Genomic DNA, 18,242 nt, shown 5'->3' on the forward strand with positions numbered 1-18,242 from the left:
TTGGGGCATTTTTTTTTTATTATTTTCTGTTCATTTTAAGGTATTTGTGGGTGAAGCAGTCGTAACAATCTTCCCAGAGAACGAGGGTGCTGTCTTTTCTATTGATAAATACTTTGCTAATGGTTTCGTTAAGTTGCCATTCTTCTTTGTTGCTGAGCATTGATTTGGCAAGTTGAAGGTGATAGGGTTGGGAATTGGTCAGTTCCCCGTTTTCATAATAAAATATGCTGTCGGTGGTAATTTGAAGGTGCTTGATGGTATTGGTAGATTCTGGAGTTTTTGTTATTCCTGCAAATCCACCTGATGTTTCCATCCATTGCCAATTTCCAACGATCTTAGGAGGTTTTGAACTTGTATGTTGGGATGCTCCGCAGGCAATAACGAATGGTATGATCAGAAGTTGATTAAATTTTTTCATCAAAAGTTTTATTTGCTCTTAATAAAAACGATAGAATGGGTTAAATGTTTTCATATTGCTGTTTTAGATTGGGTCTTAGATGGAAAAGGCAGTAGATAAAAAAAGCCGCATCTTACATTGAAATAAGATGCGGCTTTTTAATGATTATGAAAGGGTTATTCGAACCAAGAAAGAACGTCTTCTTTACTAGGCATACTAACCTCTAATTTCATTTTTTTGCGCATTCCGCCTAAATCATTGAATACTTTATTTGGATTAGCTTCCTTTAGCAATTCAATAGTCGTGAAGCCCATTTTTTGAAGAACAGGAACCCAAGCTTCAGGAATGCCTTGTTCGGTATAATCTGTAATTGATGCTACTTTTGCGACTTTTTCAGGGCGCATCTGAGGGAAGAAAAGAACTTCTTGGATAGAAGGGTTGTCCGTCAAGAACATAATTAATCTGTCCATTCCAATTCCTAATCCTGAAGTAGGAGGCATACCATATTCCAAGGCACGTAAGAAGTCTTGGTCAATGAACATCGCTTCATCATCACCTTTTTCAGAAAGCTTTAACTGATGTTCAAAACGCTCTCTTTGATCGATAGGGTCATTTAATTCAGAATAAGCATTAGCTATTTCTTTACCACAAACCATTAACTCAAAACGTTCTGTTAATTCTGGGTGATCTCTATGTTTTTTTGTCAAAGGAGACATCTCAATAGGATAGTCAGTAATGAAAGTGGGTTGGATAAAGTTTCCTTCACATTTTTCCCCGAAAATTTCATCAATAAGTTTTCCTTTACCCATTGTTTCATTCACAGGGATTCCCATTCCTTTAGCGGCCTGACGGATTTCATCTTCAGATTTTCCAGTAATATCAAACCCTGTAAACTGTTTGATAGCATCTGTCATGCTTATGCGAGGATAAGGAGCCTTAAAGTCAACCTGATGCTCAGCAAAAGTTGCATTTGTTGTTCCATTAACTGCAATAGCACAATGTTCCAAAAGATTTTCTGTAAATTCCATCATCCAGTTATAATCTTTATAAGCAACGTAGATTTCCATTGCCGTAAATTCTGGATTATGGGTTCTGTCCATTCCTTCGTTTCTGAAGTTTTTTGAAAATTCATATACTCCATCGAATCCACCGACGATCAATCTTTTTAGATATAGTTCGTTGGCAATCCTTAAGTACAAAGGGATATCCAAAGCATTGTGATGCGTAATAAACGGACGTGCAGCCGCACCACCAGGGATAGCCTGAAGGATAGGAGTTTCCACTTCCATATATCCAGCGTTATTAAAGTATTCACGCATTGCGTTGTATAACGCAGTACGCTTTACAAAGATGTCTTTGTTTTGGGAATTAACGATAAGATCGACATAACGCATTCTGTAGCGTTGTTCAGGATCAGTAAATGCGTCAAATGTTTTACCATCGGCCTCTTTAACGATAGGTAGAGGTCTTAACGCTTTAGTAAGGATTTTTAGCGTTTGGACATGAATACTGATTTCACCAGTTTGAGTTGTAAAAACAAAGCCGGTAATTCCGATAATATCACCTATATCCAATAGTTTTTTAAATACCGTATTATATAAGGTCTTATCTTCTGTAGGACAAATATCATCACGTTTTACATAGGCCTGGATACGTCCAGTAGAGTCTTGCAATTCAAGGAAAGAAGCGCTTCCCATCACCCGGCGGCTCATGATACGTCCTGCGAAACTGATGTTCTTATAATTTATTTTATCTCTTTCGTAGTTTTCTAAAATATCTTCAGCCGTTGCATTAACCTTAAATTCTTCAGCAGGGAAGGGGTCAATGCCTAGGTCGATTAAGGCTTTCAGATTTAGCCTTCTTTGTTGTTCTTGTTCAGATAATCCGATGCTCATTTTTCGTACAACTTATAATGTGATGCAAAAGTATGAAATTAGAACTATTTAATGATGTGAATACAGAAAAAAGGCGTTTATTTGATAGGATTTGTTTACTTTTGTTGATCTACCGAAGAATTTCTTTGGACAAGTATTAGCTGAATAACAGTCAAGTAAAACTTATTCACAGGTGTGGAAATGAATTTATCGTTGTTTTTTGTATTTGAATGAAAAATAAGTTATCTTTGCACCTCAATTGTTGAATTATATAGTAATCATAAGATAAAATGAAAAAAGATTTGCATCCATCAAACTACAGATTAGTTGTATTCAAAGATATGTCAAATGACTATTCTTTCGTTACTAAATCTTGTGTTGATACGAAAGAAACTATTACTTGGGAAGATGGTAACGAGTACCCATTGGTAAAGTTAGAGATTTCTCATACATCACACCCATTCTACACAGGTAAAATGAAATTGGTTGATACAGCCGGACGTATTGATAAATTCCGTAGCCGTTACAACAAAAAGTAATATTCTTTACTATAAAGAAATTGTTAATATCCCGATAAAATTTATTTGTCGGGATTTTTTATGTAATTTTATTTTATGTCGCTAACCATAGTTTTATCTGATAATGCACATTGGCGAAAGCGTCTTTTTCCTCTTGCCGCAACTCGTCCAGTCGGGAATATCAGAATTGGAATATGTACAATTAACGAGAAGTGGAAGCACATATTTCAATGTCCCGTTACCTATGATACTGCGGATTATTTAAGGGAAAAATTCACTGATGAATCTAATTTTGAACATTCTGAATATTTGATCATACGAGCTAATGTTTTACCTTCTTTGGAATTGATTTCAGAATTAAAATCACTATCCTTAGGAGAAGTGTTATTAGATAATCATTCCTGGATAGCAATTAAATCGGATACCTTAGAAGTTGACCTGGATCAGATCCATTTAAATTTCCATACTGTTAGAACATCCTGTGAAATCAGCTATTTAAATTTTTTAGAAGATATCTTTATCCAGAATAAATCCCAGTTGATATTTGATTTCAATTTATTGACGAGAGGTCGCCAGTCATCGACTATTAGTTCGAGCAATCAGGTTTATGGTTCTTGGATATTTATTGAAGAAGGAGCTATGGTAGAAGGTGCTAGTTTGAACAGTTTGGAGGGGCCAATTTACATTGGCAAGGATGCTAAGGTGGAGGAAGGAAGTTATATTAAAGGATATGTATCTATAGGTTCTAATGCTAGGGTAAAAACTGGTGCTAGGATTTATCCAAATACTACCATAGGACCAGGAAGTACGATTTGTGGGGAAATAAACAATACGGTTATTTGGGGAAATAGTGCGAAGGGACATGAGGGATATTTAGGTTGCTCTGTATTAGGAGAAGGGTGTAACATAGGAGCTGGGTCATCAAATTCAAATTTGAAAAACAATTGGAAAGTTGTGAGGTTGTTTGATTATGAGGATCTTAGCTATCGAGAGACAGATGTATTGAAATGTGGATTATTTATGGGTGATTATGCTATGTGCGGAATCAATTCTTCATTTACAACAGGTTCAGTTATTGGAGTAGGATCACAGGTTGCAATTTCAAAATTTATTCCCAAATTTGTGCCTGATTTCAGTTGGATGACTGATGATGAGAATGCGACATATACATTTGAAAAATTTATTGAGATGATGGAGCGGAGAGCCGAGGGTTCAGGTCTTGAGATGCTTGAAAAAAACATATCTATATTTAAGCATATATTTGAAGACGTCAAATATTTACATGGGAAAAATCAATCTTAAACATATAAAAATAAAAACTATGCGTAAAAATATTGTAGCTGGAAACTGGAAAATGAACATGGATTATGAGCAAGGAATCAGCTTATTTTCAGAAATTGTAAACATGGTAAAAGATGAGGTAATCGGGAATCAAGAAGTTGTAGTTTGCAGTCCATTTATCCATTTAGCAGCGATTTCAAAATTAAGTTCCGGTACAGGAAATGTTTCGATTGGTGCTCAAACGATAAATGAGCATGAGTCAGGAGCTTATACTGGTGAGATTTCGGCTTCACAGGTTAAATCAACAGGAGCTGCCTATGTAATTTTAGGTCACTCAGAGCGTCGTGCATATTTTAATGAGACTGATGAATTATTAGCTGAGAAGGTAAATGCGGCATTAAAACATGATTTAAAGCCTATTTTTTGCATTGGTGAGACGAAAGATGAGCGAGAATCAGGATCGTACTTTGATATTATTAAAACCCAATTAAGTAAAGGATTGTTTCATTTAGATGCTGAAGCATTTAAGAATGTTGTTTTAGCTTATGAGCCGGTATGGGCAATAGGAACTGGGTTGACTGCAACACCAGAGCAAGCGCAGGAAGTTCATGCCTTTATCCGTAAAACCTTAGCTGAGCAATATGGACAAGAAATTGCGGATAACACTAGTATTTTATACGGAGGAAGTGCAAATCCTTCGAATGCCCAAAGCTTATTTTCACAACCAGACATTGATGGTGGATTAATTGGTGGAGCATCTTTAAAATCGCGAGATTTCTTGCAAATTATTAATGTTTTTAACGCATAATATATGAAATATACAGCAGTTACTTTTACTTCCTCAACGATGGAGGAATGGCAAAAGGATTTGCTTATAGCAGAATTAGCAAACCTTGGTTTTGATACCTTTGAGGATCAAGACCAAGGTTTTGTAGCCTATATTCCAGATTCAAACCTGGATATTCAGGCATTAGAAACTGTTTTATTGACAGAGGCAGTTGGTTATGATGTTTCTTATTCGGTTCAAGAATTGGAGAATAAGAATTGGAATCAGGAATGGGAGAGTAATTTTAGTCCGATAGTTGTAGATGATCAATGTTATGTTCGCGCTACTTTTCATGAGGATAAGCCTTCGTATCCCTATCAAATAATAATTGATCCAAAAATGTCCTTCGGGACAGGGCATCACCAAACCACTTCGATGATGTTATCATTTATTTTGGAGAATGAATTCCAAGGTAAAGAAGTATTAGATATGGGATGTGGTACGGGGATATTAGCGATTTTAGCTTCAAAAAAAGGAGCTAACAATATTTTGGCAGTTGATTTTGATCCTATCTGTGTTGAGAGTGTAATTGAGAATAAATTGTTGAATGGGGTTGAAAATATTGAGCCAAAATTAGGTTCAAAGGATGCAATTGAAGGAAAGCATTTTGATGTTATCTTGGCCAATATCAACAGAAATATTTTATTGGATCAATTTGATACTTATTCATCGGATTTATCAAATACCGGGGAGCTATATATTTCTGGTTTTTACGATGGAGAGGATTTGATGATATTGACTGAAAAGGCTGAGTCCTTAGGGTTTCAATTTATTGAGAAAAAGGTTTTGGACACATGGTGTGCTGCCAAATTCATTAAAGCAAATTAAATGCGCATTCATTTTATAGCCATTGGTGGTAGTATTATGCATAATTTAGCTATTAATTTAGCTGAACAAGGGCACCAGGTTACAGGTTCGGACGATCAAATAGTTGAGCCTTCGAAATCCCAATTGAAAGAGGCAGGCTTACTACCGAAGGAGCTCGGATGGTTTCCGGAAAAAATTACAGAAGACATTGATGCTGTTATTTTAGGGATGCATGCAGACGAGAATAACCCTGAGCTGCAAAAGGCGAAGGAGTTAGGAATCCGTATATATTCATTTCCTGAGTTTGTTTATGAACAAAGTTCTGAGAAGACTAGAGTTGTGATTGCCGGAACTTATGGCAAGACAACTATTACGAGTATGATCATGCATGTTCTAAAGAAATTAGGGCGTAATTTTGATTATTTAGTAGGTGCTCAATTGGAAGGATTCGACAAATTGTTGCAATTAAGCCCGGAAAATAATCTAATCATTATAGAAGGTGATGAGTATTACGCATCAGCAATGAATAAGCAATCGAAATTTTTGAAATATAAGCCAAATATTGCTTTAATTTCAGGAGTAGATTGGGACCATTTTAAGACGGTTATATCACAGGAGGATTATTTCAAGCAGTTTGAGGACTTTATCCGTACGATAGTTCCCAAAGGTACGCTTATCTATAATAAAGATGATAAGAATACGCGTGAGGTAGTTGAACGTACCATGGATATAAAGATTAACCGTCATGGCTATAAATTACCAGAGTACAGTATTAATAAAGGGATTACCTATGTTCAGGTCGGAGAACATAACATACCTTTGAAGGTTTTTGGAAAGCATAATCTTTCGAATATTTCGGGGGCATTTACGGTTTGCGAATGGTTAGGAGTAAAGCGGGATGAATTTTATGCGGCAATTCAAGATTTCAGGAGTTCAATCCGATATTTGGAATTTGTTGCTAGTCAAAATGGGAGTGTTGTTTACCAGGATTTTGCACATACGCCAGGTAAATTACGTTCGAGCATACATGCTGTTAAGGAGCAATTTCCTAATCAGGCATTAGTTACTATCATTGAGTTAAATGGCTATGACAGTCTTGACTCAGAGTTTATTACCGAATATGCAAATTCGATGAACGAATCAGATTTTGCTGTCGTTTTCGTTAATACTTCACTTATAAAAGAAAAAAATATTGCTTTAGATAACTTAATTTGGCGTTTAAATGAGGCTTTTAATCATCCAGCGTTCCAAGTTATCACACAAATGGCAGAATTGGAGGATTTTTTAGAAACATTTAAGTCAAATGGTTATAATTTACTATTTATGAGTTCAAACAACTACAATGGAGTAAATATGACAAGTTTTGCAGATAAATTTTTGAGAAATTTTTAAGATTCTTTCATTATTTTTTTAAATTTTTAATAATGGGATTTTGAATTTTACTTTATTTGTTTAAATTTGATAATTACTTAATAAATAAATATTTTACATTTTACCCATGAATGCATTAGGAAAAAAAATTAGATTACTTAGACATCAGAAAGGATGGAGCCAGGAGGATGTAGCCAAAAGGCTAGATATCTCTATTCCAGCTTTTTCCAAGATTGAAACAGGAATTACTGATGTTAACTTATCAAGATTAAATCAAATATCGAAGTTATTTGGTTTATCATTAGTTCAATTATTATCCACTTCTGATCCAGAGGAGGACAAGCAAATCCAGAACGAGGTAAATGAACTTCAGAAGCGTCTTCAGGCCCGTGAAGTTGAGGTTATCGACTTACAAAAGAAAGTAATTGATCTATACGAACAATTGCATAAGAAATAATAGGATTGTTTCTTAAAGAAAAAGCCTTGCATTTGGGATGCAAGGCTTTTTTGTTGTTTAAAGCATTCAATTTTCGGATTTTGAATAAGATTATAAAAAATTAAGGTGTCGTTAAAATGATAATAGGACAAAAAAAATGCGCAAGTTTTCTTGCGCATTGCTATATTTAAAATATAAGTCTTGTTTTTATCCTAAATAAGATTTTAGGATTTTACTTCTAGAAGTGTGTCTCAATCTTTGAAGTGCTTTGTCTTTAATTTGACGCACACGTTCTCTAGTTAAGCTGAATTTTTCGCCGATTTCTTCCAAAGACAATTGGTGATTAGATCCTAATCCGAAGAAAAGAACAATAATTTCTCTTTCGCGCTCTGTTAAAGTAGCTAACGATCTTTTAATTTCTTCTGATAGTGATTCATCGATTAAAGAACTGTCTGTGTCCGGGTCGCTGTTTTCCAAAACGTCCAAGAGTGTGTTTTCTTCACCTTGTACAAAAGGAGCATCCATAGAAACGTGACGACCAGAATTACTTAAGGTATCAGAAACTTTGTCAACGGTTGTTTCCAAAATATCTGCCAATTCTTCTGGAGAAGGTTCACGTTCATATTCTTGTTCTAATTTTGAGAAGGCCTTACTAATTTTACTTAAAGACCCAACTTGGTTTAAAGGAAGACGTACGATACGAGATTGCTCAGCGATAGCTTGTAGAATAGATTGACGAATCCACCATACTGCGTAGGAGATAAACTTAAATCCCTTAGTTTCATCGAAACGTTTAGCTGCTTTTATTAAGCCTAAGTTACCTTCATTAATCAAGTCTCCTAATGTTAGACCTTGATTTTGGTATTGTTTTGCAACGGATACTACGAAACGTAAGTTGGTTTTAGTTAATTTCTCTAATGCAACCTGATCACCTTCACGAATTCTTTGTGCTAGAATAACTTCTTCTTCTGCTGAAATTAAGTCTACCTTTCCGATTTCATGCAAGTACTTGTCAAGGGACTGCGACTCACGGTTGGTGATGGATTGTGTAATTTTGAGCTGTCTCATCTAAATATATAAACCTTTCTTTTCTGAAATGTTCGCAAACATAACAAATTTATCCCAATTATTTCTAATCTATTTGTAATTTATTAACTCATTATGAGTTAGTTATCTGTGGTGAGTTGATGTAGTACTAACATCAAAAATCATTCCAAAAAAACTTGAATCTCGTCGATGAACAAGTATTTAACAGACATTTAACTAATATTTCTTGTTTATTTCATTTTCCTTTTTCTGATAATAAAACAATTCGAAACATCAATTGTTTTGATGATTGATATTAATCAAAAGCAATAAAAAATAATTGTTATGCCTATAATTGTTCATCTTGACGAAATCATGTCTCAGCGAAGGATGTCTCTGAATGAATTGAGCTCAAAGGTTGGAATAACCTTATCTAATCTATCTATTATTAAAAATCAAAAAGCTAAAGCTATACGTATCAGTACGTTAGATTCAATCTGTAAGGCCCTGCAGTGCCAGCCTGGTGATCTATTTAAATACGTTGAAGATTAAATTTTCGACTCCTTTAAATGATATCCTCTTAAAAAATCTGACACTAGCATTCTTTTTTTACCTTCGATCTGAATTTCTTTAAGTATAATAAAGCCGTCTTTACTAGCAAATTTTAATTGGCTTTTTCCATCGGAAATATACTTTCCGGGATCAATATTGTGCTGAACTATTTCTTTTTCTGATTTAAATATTTTTAAAACTTTATCATCTAAATAGGTGAATGCAGTTGGGTAGGGACTTAATCCTCGGATCAGGTTATAAATTTCAACAGTATTTTTATTCCAATTAATTAAACAGTCCTCTTTAAATATTTTTGGCGCATGATTTAATTCCTCTGTCTTTATAGAGTCCTGTGGGATTGGTTTTGTTTCATTATTTTGGATTGCATTTACAGTTTTGATTAACAGCTCAGCACCTGCATGCATCAGATTATCATGCAAATCCCCGGCTGTGTCCTCTTCATTAATTTTTACTTCAGTAGAAAATAAAATGTTTCCAGTATCTATTTCATGTTGTAATAAAAATGTAGTTACCCCGGATTTTTTTTCACCATTAATGACAGCATGGTTAATAGGCGCTGCGCCACGATAATCTGGCAATAGGGAGGCGTGTACATTGATTGTTCCTTTAGGTGGCATATTCCAAACCGATTCAGGAAGCATACGAAATGCTACAACGACTTGCAGATCAGCTTTATAAGATTTTAATTCATCTAGGAAATTAGGGTCTTTTAAATTTACTGGTTGAAGTACAGGGATATTTTTAGAAACAGCGAATTGTTTGACAGCTGAGGCATGAAATTTTTGACCTCTTCCAGCAGGTTTGTCTGCTGCAGTTACAACCGCTACAACTTCTTTACCAGCTTCTATTAATGCATTTAAAGATGCTACGGCGAAGTCTGGGGTTCCCATAAAAATGATGCGCATATAAAATACTATTATGATTTGGATGCAAAATCATCCGTATTGTTGGATGACAAATTTTATTAACTTTGCGAAGTTACAAATTTAATTTAAGCTTGAATTTTCCATATTTCTTAGCCAAGAGGATTACACTAGAGGGAAACCGAACGTTTTCTAAACTTATCGTGCGTGTTACCATAGGGGCATTGGCCTTAGCAATAATGGCGATTATTCTTGCTGTAGCCATCTTGAATGGTTTTAAAGGAGAAATTACAGAAAAACAAAGGGGATTTTTTGGCGACATTATTATCCTTAAAAATGAGAGAAATGAATCTTATGTCAATTCTCCAATTTCCCTTAGCGAAAAAGAAATTAGTCGCATCAAAGAGAACCCAAATGTTGTTGATGTTTACCCATATGCAACCAAAGCGGGTATAATGAATGTCAAGGGTGAAGTAGAGGGTGTTTTATTAAAAGGAATAGACAAAGACTATGATCAAAATTTCCTTTCGAAAACAATTCTTGAAGGGGATACAATAAATTTTTCTTCGGAAGATGCGGACAATCAATTATTGATTTCTTCATTAATGGCGAATAGGCTTAATCTGAAAGTAGGTGAAAGTTTTATTATGTATTTCATTCAAGATGTCGTAAAAAAAAGAAAGTTTACAGTAAAAGGAATATTTACAACCAACTCTGAGGAACTAGATAAGATTTATGTGATAGGTTCATTACCTTTAATTCGTCGCTTGAATAATTTGGAAGAACAACAGGCTGGAGGCTACGAAGTTCGTGTGAAAGATTTCAATCAACTATTTAAAACTACAGATGAATTAAACAATAATTTGGGAATTGAGCTTTATGCAACCAATGTTGTGATGCAAATGCAGGATATATTTAACTGGTTGAATATGTTGGATATGAATGATAATATTATTTTCGTTTTAATGGTGATAGTTGCCGTTATTAACATGATATCCGCCTTATTAATTTCTATTTTAGAGCGTTCTCCGATGATTGGTATGTTGAAGGCGTTAGGAATGAGAAATGGTAATATTCGAAAAGTATTTTTATTCAATTCACTGTATCTGATTGGTTATGGTTTGCTTTTAGGTAATTTAATTGCAATTGTACTTTACTTCTTTCAGACCCAAACACACTTTTTCAAATTAGATCCCAGCATCTATTATGTCTCATTTGTACCGATGGAAATTTCCTGGGCAGTCGTGTTGTGGCTAAATCTTTCCTTAATTGTCATTGCATTAATTACATTGTTTATTCCTTCGATGTTAATCTCCAGAATATCACCGATTAAGACCATTCAATTCAAGTAATATTCTTGCTTTATTGCCCTATACAATCAATTAATTCCTTTATTTTCCTTATCTTTCGATTGAAAACAATCTTGTTTTTTAATTGTATATGATAACATAAATATTTTTATGGGCGACAAAATTTTTGATCATTTAATACATGCATTTGAGGCACCTTTAACCAACCCGGTGCTTATATTTTCTCTTGTACTTTTTATCATTTTATTATCTCCAATATTATTAAGACCCATTAAGGTTCCTGGAATTATTGGGTTAATTATTTCGGGGATGATTATCGGTCCACATGGATTAAATTGGCTAGAAAAAAATTCTGCAGTTGATTTATTTTCAACAATTGGCTTGCTTTATATTATGTTTATTGCTGGTTTGGAACTTGATATGAATGAGTTTAAGAAGACTAAGCATAAGTCTTTTTTATTTGGCTTCTTTACGTTTATCATTCCAATTTCCATAGGTTTTCCAGTATGTTATTATATTCTTGATTATAGTTTATTGACGAGCATTCTGATTGCAAGTATGTTTGCAACCCATACCTTGGTATCATATCCTATCGTAAATCGATATGGTATTTCAAAAAACGAAGCTGTTGCCATAACAATTGGAGGAACAATCTTAACGGATACTGCAGTTCTAATCATCCTAGCTGTAATAAAAGGGGCCTCTCAAGGTGAAATCAACAATGAATTTTGGATAACACTAGGCGTATCCTTTGCAATCTTTCTATTTATAATGTTCGGAGTAATACCAAAGATCGCCAAGTGGTTTTTTGAGAAGGTTGAGAGCGAAAAAACAGGTCATTACATTTTTGTATTGACTGTTGTATTTTTTGCGGCATTTTTGGCAGAAATGGCAAATCTGGAACCTATTATAGGAGCTTTCGTTGCAGGATTGGCATTAAATAAGTTGATTCCACATTCATCAGCATTAATGAACAGGATTGAGTTCATAGGTAATGCCATTTTTATTCCTTTCTTTTTGATTTCAGTAGGGATGATTGTTGATATTGGAGTCATAACCAATAGCACAGGTCTGACTGTATTTTATGTTGCAGGTGCCTTGACATTAGTTGGTATAGTTGGGAAATTTTTGGCTGCGACTGCTACACAGTGGGTATTTAAATATTCCAAGAATGAGCGGAATTTAATATTTGGATTAAGTAATGCGCATGCTGCAGCGACGCTTGCAATTATCATGGTAGGTTATAACAATGATATTATTGATGAAAATGTCTTAAATGGGACAATCATGTTGATTTTAGTCAGTTGTATTATTGCATCTATTGTTACTGAAAATGCTTCTAAGAAAATTGTTTTGGAAGGTCGTCAACATGTTGAGCATATTGAACACGTTGAAGAACATGAGGAACAGATTATGATTCCGATTGCCAATTTAAATAATATGGAAGCTATTTTGGACTTTGCTACTTTAGTCAAATCAAAGAAATCTCCACATCCATTAAATATATTAAGTGTTGTTCCAAATGATGAGCAGGCGGAAATAAACCTTGTCCAGGCACGTCAGAATCTTGATAAGATGGCAAAATATGCTTCTGGATCAGAGACGGAGGTTGATTTAGTTTCCAAGGTAGATTATAATATAGCGAGTGGAATTAGTAGGGCGTCAAAAGAAGCATTCGCAGACTGTTTGATTTTAGGTTGGCCGAGTGCTACAAGTTTTGTTGAAAAGATCGTAGGAGAGAAGACGGAAAGTATTTTGAACAGAACAGATGCCACTTTGATGATGTGCCGAATAGAAAAGCCATTTATAACGAACAAAATGATCACCGTTTTTGTTCCACCATTAGCAGAATCGGAAGTTGGTTTTGCCTACTGGATGGAAAAAATGACAAAATTGGCTTCAGAACTATCGTTGCCTATTATTTTTGTTTGTAACCATCGCAGCCACCAGGCGATTGAAATGATGTTGGAAACCTTGAAGTCTAGTGTTCCTGTTTCTTTTGAACAATATGAGGATTGGGACAATATGTTTGGATTGGCGACTTTTAGTAATGCTGATTCCTTACTTGTATTTGTTTCAGCAAGAAATGGTGATGTATCCTATAGGGATTCCTTAGACGGATTAGCAAAGCGTGTTGGAAAATATTATAAAAATCAGAACTTGATTTTAATATTTCCTGCCCGATTGGAGGATCAGCATATTGATGAATATGAAGACATTCAAACGGCACCGATTTTCAGAAGAATTAGTCGAGAAATTGGAAATATGTTTGGTAAGGAAAAATAGAATATAAATATATAATCGTAGGTATATGTCAGATAAGGTAAGTATAGATTCACATGGTAAATTAATAGTTCCAGATCAAGTCACCATACCCTTTATTATCGGAGATGGGATAGGTCCGGACATATGGAATGCATCCGTTCGGGTTTTTGATTCAGCTGTTGAGAAGCAATATTCTGGGAAAAGAAAGATTACATGGAAAGAGGTTCTAGCAGGCGAGAAGGCATTTAATCAAACAGGAAATTGGTTGCCGGAGGAGACTTTAGATGTCTTCAAAGAGTATTTGATAGGCATAAAGGGACCATTGACTACACCTATTGGAGGAGGTATTCGATCATTAAATGTTGCATTACGCAAAGAGTTGGATCTGTATGTATGTCAAAGGCCTACCAAGTGGTATGAGGGCGTTCCTTCCCCAGTAAAACATCCTGAAAAGGTTGATATGGTAGTTTTTCGTGAAAACACGGAAGATATTTATGCAGGAATCGAATTTGCTGCAGGTACAGCCGAGGCAAAGCGTATTCAAGATTTCTTAAAGAATGACTTGAATGTAGATTATAATTTCAGCAATACTACCGGTGTTGGTTTAAAGTTTGTTTCTGAGGAAGGATCTAAAAGACTTATTCGTGCTGCCATAGAATTTGCATTAAATGAAGGACGTAAGTCAGTAACCTTGGTTCACAAAGGGAACATTATGAAATTCACAGAGGGTGCATTTAAGAATTGGGGATATGAATTGGCGGAGAAGGATTTTGGAAATCAAGTTTATACTTGGAATCAGTGGGAAAACACTAAATCTAAGGATGGGCAAGATGCTGCAAACGCTGAACAGAAAGAAGCGGAGCATGCTGGGAAATTAATTATTAAAGATATGATTGCTGATAATTTTTTGCAGCAAATTCTTTTGGCGCCACAGGATTTTGATGTTATTGCGACTTTAAATCTCAATGGTGATTATATTTCAGATGCCCTTGCGGCGATGGTAGGTGGGATAGGTATTGCGCCAGGAGCAAATATTAATTTTAAGACAGGCCACGCGATCTTTGAAGCTACGCACGGGACAGCACCTAGGTTTGCCAATACCAATACCATGAACCCTTCATCTGTAATTCTGAGTGGTGTAATGATGTTGGAATACATGGGTTGGACAGAGGCAGCGGATGCTATTGTTTCAGCATTGGCGGAAACCATAAAGGAAAAAACAGTAACTATAGATTTTTATAACCTTATGGAAGGGGCTACATTACTTAAAACATCCGAGTTTGCGGATAAGATTATTGAGAAATTATAATTATTAAAATATATAGAGCTGAACTTTAATGGGTTCAGCTTTTTTAATTTAAATATTAATGCTAATTACCGAAATACCTCGTTTTATTGTTCAATCCGGTTTTTTTAATCATCAAGATTTATTGAAGCTAACTAGTTTGGATGGCATTCCCACAGATCAAGAAATTGATCAATTTAAATATGAACCTGAAATACAGGAATTATTGAATGCCTTCATAGGAGAAGAATCGACTAGAATAACCCACCAGTTATTGAAAGCGAAAGAATATTTAGATAAAAATGAAATTGTCAAGGCTTGGAAACTGGCGCTGTTGTAAGGTAAGAGACATTAGACATAAGACACAGCGATGTTTACAATAAGAGAGATTGAAGAGGCTCACCAAAAGGTTAAGACAGGAGCAGATTTTCCACGTTATATATTGGAAATAAAAGAAATTGGGGTGGAGGGATTTGAGTTCCAGGTTCAGGATGGGAGAGAGATTTATTTTGGTAAAGAGGGGAGTGCTTCATCGGATGCCAAGTATCCTGTTTTGAAAATTCTAGAAAGAGTAAGTTTTGATGTGTTTAAAGAAGAATTAATTCGACATCAGGAAGGAAAGACTAATTTTGATGAATTTGTGAAGATGTGTGCAGAGACAGGAATTGCCTATTGGAAGGTAAATTTGGAATTAAATACCTGTATTTATTATGATTTGGGGCATCATGAAGTTTTGAAAGAAATTATTAATTTTTAGAATTTCTAAAGTTTAGAAATTGAGAATTAAAAGAAAAAGGCGGAAACAGTTCCGCCTTTTTCTTTTAATTTATTTCTGTAATTAGAAGATTTAATTTTTGACATCAAATCTATCTGCGTTCATTACCTTAGTCCAGGCTTTTACGAAGTCTTTAACAAATTTTTCCTGAGCATCAGCACTCGCATATACCTCAGCTACCACTCTGAGTTCAGAGTTTGAGCCGAAGACTAAATCAGAACGAGTTCCAGTCCATTTTGGTTGTCCAGTTTTACGGTCAGAGCCTATGTAAAGTTCTTTATCTTCGGAAGCAGCTTTCCATACAGTATTCATATCCAAAAGATTAACTAAGAAATCATTAGTAAGCTGTCCAGGACGATTGCTGAACACTCCATTTTTAGAACCATCATAGTTTGTATCTAAAACTCGCATTCCCGCTAAAAGCACGGTAAGTTCGGGAGCGGTAAGATTCAATAGCTGAGCTTTGTCAATTAAAAGTTCTTCCGTTGAAGATGTATATTTCCTTTTCTTGTAGTTTCTGAAACCATCAGCATTAGGTTCTAAGAATGCTATTGATTCCGAATCAGTTTGTTCTTGTGAAGAGTCCATTCTTCCTGGAGTAAATGGAACATTAATTTCCGTTCCAGCATCCTGAGCAGCTTTTTCAACTGCTGAATTGCCTGCAATTACAATTAGGTCTGCAATAGAAACTCTTTTGTTCGAAGATTGTGACTGATTAAATTCATTTTGAATTTTTTCCAATACATTCAAGACTTTATTTAATTGTGTAGGATTGTTTACTTCCCAATCTTTTTGAGGAGTTAATCTTACACGAGCACCATTTGCACCACCACGTTTATCAGATCCACGGAATGTTGAAGCCGAAGCCCATGCCGTAGATACAAGTTCAGAAATGGAAAGGCCAGAGTTTAAAATTTTATTTTTTAATTCCTGAACATTATTTTCGTTAACTGTTTCATGGTTAAGGTCAGGAATTGGGTCTTGCCAAGTAAATATTTCAGAGGGTACATCAGCGCCCAAATAGCGAGACCTAGGTCCCATATCTCTGTGAGTTAATTTGAACCATGCCCGAGCAAAAGCATCAGCAAATGCATCTTGGCTTTCTAGGAATTTTCTAGATATTTTTTCATAAACAGGATCAAATCTTAAAGATAAATCCGTTGTCAACATGGTTGGTTTACGTTTTTTATTTGGATCAAAAGGATCAGGAATAACATCATCAGCGTCTTTAGCAACCCATTGATGAGCTCCGGCAGGACTTTTTGTTAATTCCCATTCATAGTTGAATAGGTTTTCAAAGAAATTGTTGCTCCATTGAGTTGGGGTTTCTGTCCAAATAACTTCCAATCCAGAAGTAATTGCATCAGATCCAACTCCAGATTTATATTTGCTTTGCCATCCCAAACCTTGCTCTTCAAGTCCAGCTGCTTCTGGCTCTTTTCCTACATTGTCGGCAGGGCCAGCACCATGGGTTTTACCAAAAGAGTGACCACCAGCAATTAGTGCAACAGTTTCTTCATCATCCATAGCCATTCTGCCAAATGTATCACGGATATCTTTAGCTGCCAAGATAGGGTCAGGATTTCCATCAGGACCTTCTGGATTTACATAGATTAATCCCATTTGCACTGCCGCTAATGGATTTTCAAGATTTCTTGAATGTACATCCCCATCTGCTTTATCATCTGCAGATAAAACAGCATGATCTTTTTCAACAACACCTTCAGAACCATGTGCGTAGCGAACATCACCACCTAACCAAGTTTGTTCAGAACCCCAATATACATCATCATCAGGTTCAAAGGCATCTACACGACCTCCAGCAAAACCTAGGGTTTTGAATCCCATGGATTCTAAGGCAATATTTCCAGTTAATACTAGTAAATCAGCCCAAGAAAGTTTGTTGCCGTATTTTTGCTTAATTGGCCATAAAAGACGTCGAGCTTTATCTAAACTCACATTGTCCGGCCAGCTGTTCAATGGGGCAAAGCGTTGTTGACCTGTTCCTGCACCACCGCGACCATCACCAACACGGTAGGTACCTGCAGAGTGCCAAGCCATACGGATAAATAAGCCGCCATAATGCCCAAAATCAGCAGGCCACCAGTCTTGCGAGTCCGTCATTAAAGCATGAAGATCTTGTTTTACAGCTTCTAAATCTAATTTAGAAAATTCTTCTGCATAATTAAAGTCAGAATCCATTGGAGTTGATAGATTTGAATGCTGACGAAGTAAACTTACTTTAAGTCTTTTTGGCCACCAATCTGAATTTGTTGTTCCTCCTCCAGCAACAGTTAAATTTTGTTTTGCATTACCATTGTGAAATGGGCATTTGCTAATGTCGTTTCCATTTTCCATATTCTGTATTTGTCTTTTATTTGATCCCCAAATAATAGGAGAGGTTAAATATTAATGCTCTATTATTTTGAACTTATTTAATGATGATTTGTTTTTCTCCTTTAAATTTAATTAAAGTTAGATAAATAAAATCTAAGTGACATGTATATTTCAATAGATTTTTTCTATGGTTTATAAGTAAATTAAGATTTGGATAAATGTTATGGAAATTGTCTGTAACTTGAACATAAGTTATCTTTATTTAACCTTATTATTTAGCTAACCATGATTTTCCGGG

Annotated in this window: 17 protein-coding genes; 12 read left to right on the plus strand and 5 right to left on the minus strand. The window is 35.2% G+C overall.

Annotation, left to right across the window (positions count from 1 at the left end; translation table 11 throughout):
- Positions 1-19: 19 nt before the first annotated feature.
- The gene (locus tag E0Y80_RS19190; RefSeq protein WP_156309276.1) at positions 20-418 is read right to left on the minus strand and encodes a hypothetical protein; all 399 of its coding nucleotides are present in this window, start codon (positions 416-418) and stop codon (positions 20-22) included.
- A gap of 155 nt (positions 419-573) precedes the next feature.
- On the minus strand, positions 574-2,292 hold the full coding sequence (lysS, locus tag E0Y80_RS19195) for a lysine--tRNA ligase (protein WP_156309277.1): 1,719 nt from the start codon (positions 2,290-2,292) through the stop codon (positions 574-576).
- Positions 2,293-2,561: 269 nt separating this feature from the next.
- Between lysS and E0Y80_RS19200 the strand changes: the two genes are divergently transcribed.
- The 6 genes from E0Y80_RS19200 (at position 2,562) to E0Y80_RS19225 (ending at position 7,531) form a co-directional block, all read left to right on the plus strand.
- Entirely contained in the window at positions 2,562-2,810 is a 249-nt protein-coding gene (locus tag E0Y80_RS19200) for a type B 50S ribosomal protein L31 (RefSeq protein ID WP_099371521.1), read from the plus strand.
- 75 nt (positions 2,811-2,885) lie between these two features.
- The gene (locus E0Y80_RS19205) at positions 2,886-4,091 is read left to right on the plus strand and encodes a putative sugar nucleotidyl transferase (RefSeq protein ID WP_156309278.1); all 1,206 of its coding nucleotides are present in this window, start codon (positions 2,886-2,888) and stop codon (positions 4,089-4,091) included.
- 19 nt (positions 4,092-4,110) lie between these two features.
- Positions 4,111-4,878 (plus strand): triose-phosphate isomerase, encoded by a 768-nt coding sequence (tpiA, locus tag E0Y80_RS19210; protein ID WP_156309279.1) that lies wholly within the window; start codon positions 4,111-4,113, stop codon positions 4,876-4,878.
- A gap of 3 nt (positions 4,879-4,881) precedes the next feature.
- Complete coding sequence (gene prmA / locus E0Y80_RS19215; protein ID WP_156309280.1) at positions 4,882-5,724, plus strand: 50S ribosomal protein L11 methyltransferase; 843 nt, start codon at positions 4,882-4,884, stop codon at positions 5,722-5,724.
- A complete protein-coding gene (locus tag E0Y80_RS19220; protein ID WP_156309281.1) occupies positions 5,725-7,095 on the plus strand; it encodes a UDP-N-acetylmuramate--L-alanine ligase in 1,371 nt (456 codons plus the stop codon).
- Between the two features lie 106 nt (positions 7,096-7,201).
- Entirely contained in the window at positions 7,202-7,531 is a 330-nt protein-coding gene (locus E0Y80_RS19225; RefSeq protein ID WP_093096800.1) for a helix-turn-helix domain-containing protein, read from the plus strand.
- A 186-nt stretch (positions 7,532-7,717) separates the two neighbouring features.
- On the opposite strand, the gene E0Y80_RS19230 is transcribed toward E0Y80_RS19225, so the two are convergent.
- Complete coding sequence (locus E0Y80_RS19230) at positions 7,718-8,578, minus strand: sigma-70 family RNA polymerase sigma factor (protein WP_093096797.1); 861 nt, start codon at positions 8,576-8,578, stop codon at positions 7,718-7,720.
- A gap of 303 nt (positions 8,579-8,881) precedes the next feature.
- Here E0Y80_RS19230 and E0Y80_RS19235 point away from each other — a divergent pair, with 303 nt between their 5' ends.
- On the plus strand, positions 8,882-9,088 hold the full coding sequence (locus tag E0Y80_RS19235; protein WP_156309282.1) for a helix-turn-helix domain-containing protein: 207 nt from the start codon (positions 8,882-8,884) through the stop codon (positions 9,086-9,088).
- Here the strand turns inward: E0Y80_RS19235 and fmt are convergent.
- Complete coding sequence (gene fmt, locus E0Y80_RS19240; RefSeq protein WP_156309283.1) at positions 9,085-10,014, minus strand: methionyl-tRNA formyltransferase; 930 nt, start codon at positions 10,012-10,014, stop codon at positions 9,085-9,087. The two genes, E0Y80_RS19235 and fmt, sit on opposite strands and share 4 nt — an antisense overlap.
- Before the next feature lie 92 nt (positions 10,015-10,106).
- On the opposite strand from fmt, the gene E0Y80_RS19245 reads away from it, so the two are divergent.
- The 5 genes from E0Y80_RS19245 to E0Y80_RS19265 all read left to right on the plus strand — a co-directional run bounded on the left by E0Y80_RS19245 (position 10,107) and on the right by E0Y80_RS19265 (position 15,589).
- Positions 10,107-11,324: an ABC transporter permease gene (locus E0Y80_RS19245; protein ID WP_231596109.1), complete on the plus strand. Its 1,218-nt coding sequence runs from the start codon at positions 10,107-10,109 to the stop codon at positions 11,322-11,324.
- Positions 11,325-11,432: 108 nt separating this feature from the next.
- A complete protein-coding gene (locus E0Y80_RS19250) occupies positions 11,433-13,568 on the plus strand; it encodes a cation:proton antiporter (RefSeq protein WP_156309284.1) in 2,136 nt (711 codons plus the stop codon).
- Between the two features lie 25 nt (positions 13,569-13,593).
- Positions 13,594-14,856, plus strand: coding sequence for an NADP-dependent isocitrate dehydrogenase (icd, locus tag E0Y80_RS19255; RefSeq protein ID WP_156309285.1), 1,263 nt, complete (start codon positions 13,594-13,596; stop codon positions 14,854-14,856).
- 58 nt (positions 14,857-14,914) lie between these two features.
- Entirely contained in the window at positions 14,915-15,172 is a 258-nt protein-coding gene (locus E0Y80_RS19260; protein ID WP_156309286.1) for a hypothetical protein, read from the plus strand.
- 30 nt (positions 15,173-15,202) lie between these two features.
- On the plus strand, positions 15,203-15,589 hold the full coding sequence (locus E0Y80_RS19265; RefSeq protein WP_156309287.1) for a DUF1398 domain-containing protein: 387 nt from the start codon (positions 15,203-15,205) through the stop codon (positions 15,587-15,589).
- A 90-nt stretch (positions 15,590-15,679) separates the two neighbouring features.
- On the opposite strand, the gene katG is transcribed toward E0Y80_RS19265, so the two are convergent.
- Positions 15,680-17,965 carry a catalase/peroxidase HPI gene (gene katG / locus E0Y80_RS19270; protein ID WP_156309288.1) on the minus strand — a complete coding sequence of 762 codons (2,286 nt, stop codon included), beginning with the start codon at positions 17,963-17,965 and terminating at the stop codon, positions 15,680-15,682.
- Positions 17,966-18,242 lie beyond the last annotated feature (277 nt).

This window comes from Sphingobacterium endophyticum, from assembly GCF_009733535.1.
Lineage (GTDB): Bacteria > Bacteroidota > Bacteroidia > Sphingobacteriales > Sphingobacteriaceae > Sphingobacterium > Sphingobacterium endophyticum.

What these genes read in the sequence shown, in the direction of transcription:
- E0Y80_RS19190 (WP_156309276.1), bottom strand. Translation starts at nt 418, where the DNA reads ATGAAAAAATTTAATCAACTTCTGATCATACCATTCGTTATTGCCTGC.
- lysS (WP_156309277.1), bottom strand. Translation starts at nt 2,292, where the DNA reads ATGAGCATCGGATTATCTGAACAAGAACAACAAAGAAGGCTAAATCTG.
- E0Y80_RS19200 (WP_099371521.1), top strand. Translation starts at nt 2,562, where the DNA reads ATGAAAAAAGATTTGCATCCATCAAACTACAGATTAGTTGTATTCAAA.
- E0Y80_RS19205 (WP_156309278.1), top strand. Translation starts at nt 2,886, where the DNA reads ATGTCGCTAACCATAGTTTTATCTGATAATGCACATTGGCGAAAGCGT.
- tpiA (WP_156309279.1), top strand. Translation starts at nt 4,111, where the DNA reads ATGCGTAAAAATATTGTAGCTGGAAACTGGAAAATGAACATGGATTAT.
- prmA (WP_156309280.1), top strand. Translation starts at nt 4,882, where the DNA reads ATGAAATATACAGCAGTTACTTTTACTTCCTCAACGATGGAGGAATGG.
- E0Y80_RS19220 (WP_156309281.1), top strand. Translation starts at nt 5,725, where the DNA reads ATGCGCATTCATTTTATAGCCATTGGTGGTAGTATTATGCATAATTTA.
- E0Y80_RS19225 (WP_093096800.1), top strand. Translation starts at nt 7,202, where the DNA reads ATGAATGCATTAGGAAAAAAAATTAGATTACTTAGACATCAGAAAGGA.
- E0Y80_RS19230 (WP_093096797.1), bottom strand. Translation starts at nt 8,578, where the DNA reads ATGAGACAGCTCAAAATTACACAATCCATCACCAACCGTGAGTCGCAG.
- E0Y80_RS19235 (WP_156309282.1), top strand. Translation starts at nt 8,882, where the DNA reads ATGCCTATAATTGTTCATCTTGACGAAATCATGTCTCAGCGAAGGATG.
- fmt (WP_156309283.1), bottom strand. Translation starts at nt 10,014, where the DNA reads ATGCGCATCATTTTTATGGGAACCCCAGACTTCGCCGTAGCATCTTTA.
- E0Y80_RS19250 (WP_156309284.1), top strand. Translation starts at nt 11,433, where the DNA reads ATGGGCGACAAAATTTTTGATCATTTAATACATGCATTTGAGGCACCT.
- icd (WP_156309285.1), top strand. Translation starts at nt 13,594, where the DNA reads ATGTCAGATAAGGTAAGTATAGATTCACATGGTAAATTAATAGTTCCA.
- E0Y80_RS19260 (WP_156309286.1), top strand. Translation starts at nt 14,915, where the DNA reads ATGCTAATTACCGAAATACCTCGTTTTATTGTTCAATCCGGTTTTTTT.
- E0Y80_RS19265 (WP_156309287.1), top strand. Translation starts at nt 15,203, where the DNA reads ATGTTTACAATAAGAGAGATTGAAGAGGCTCACCAAAAGGTTAAGACA.
- katG (WP_156309288.1), bottom strand. Translation starts at nt 17,965, where the DNA reads ATGGAAAATGGAAACGACATTAGCAAATGCCCATTTCACAATGGTAAT.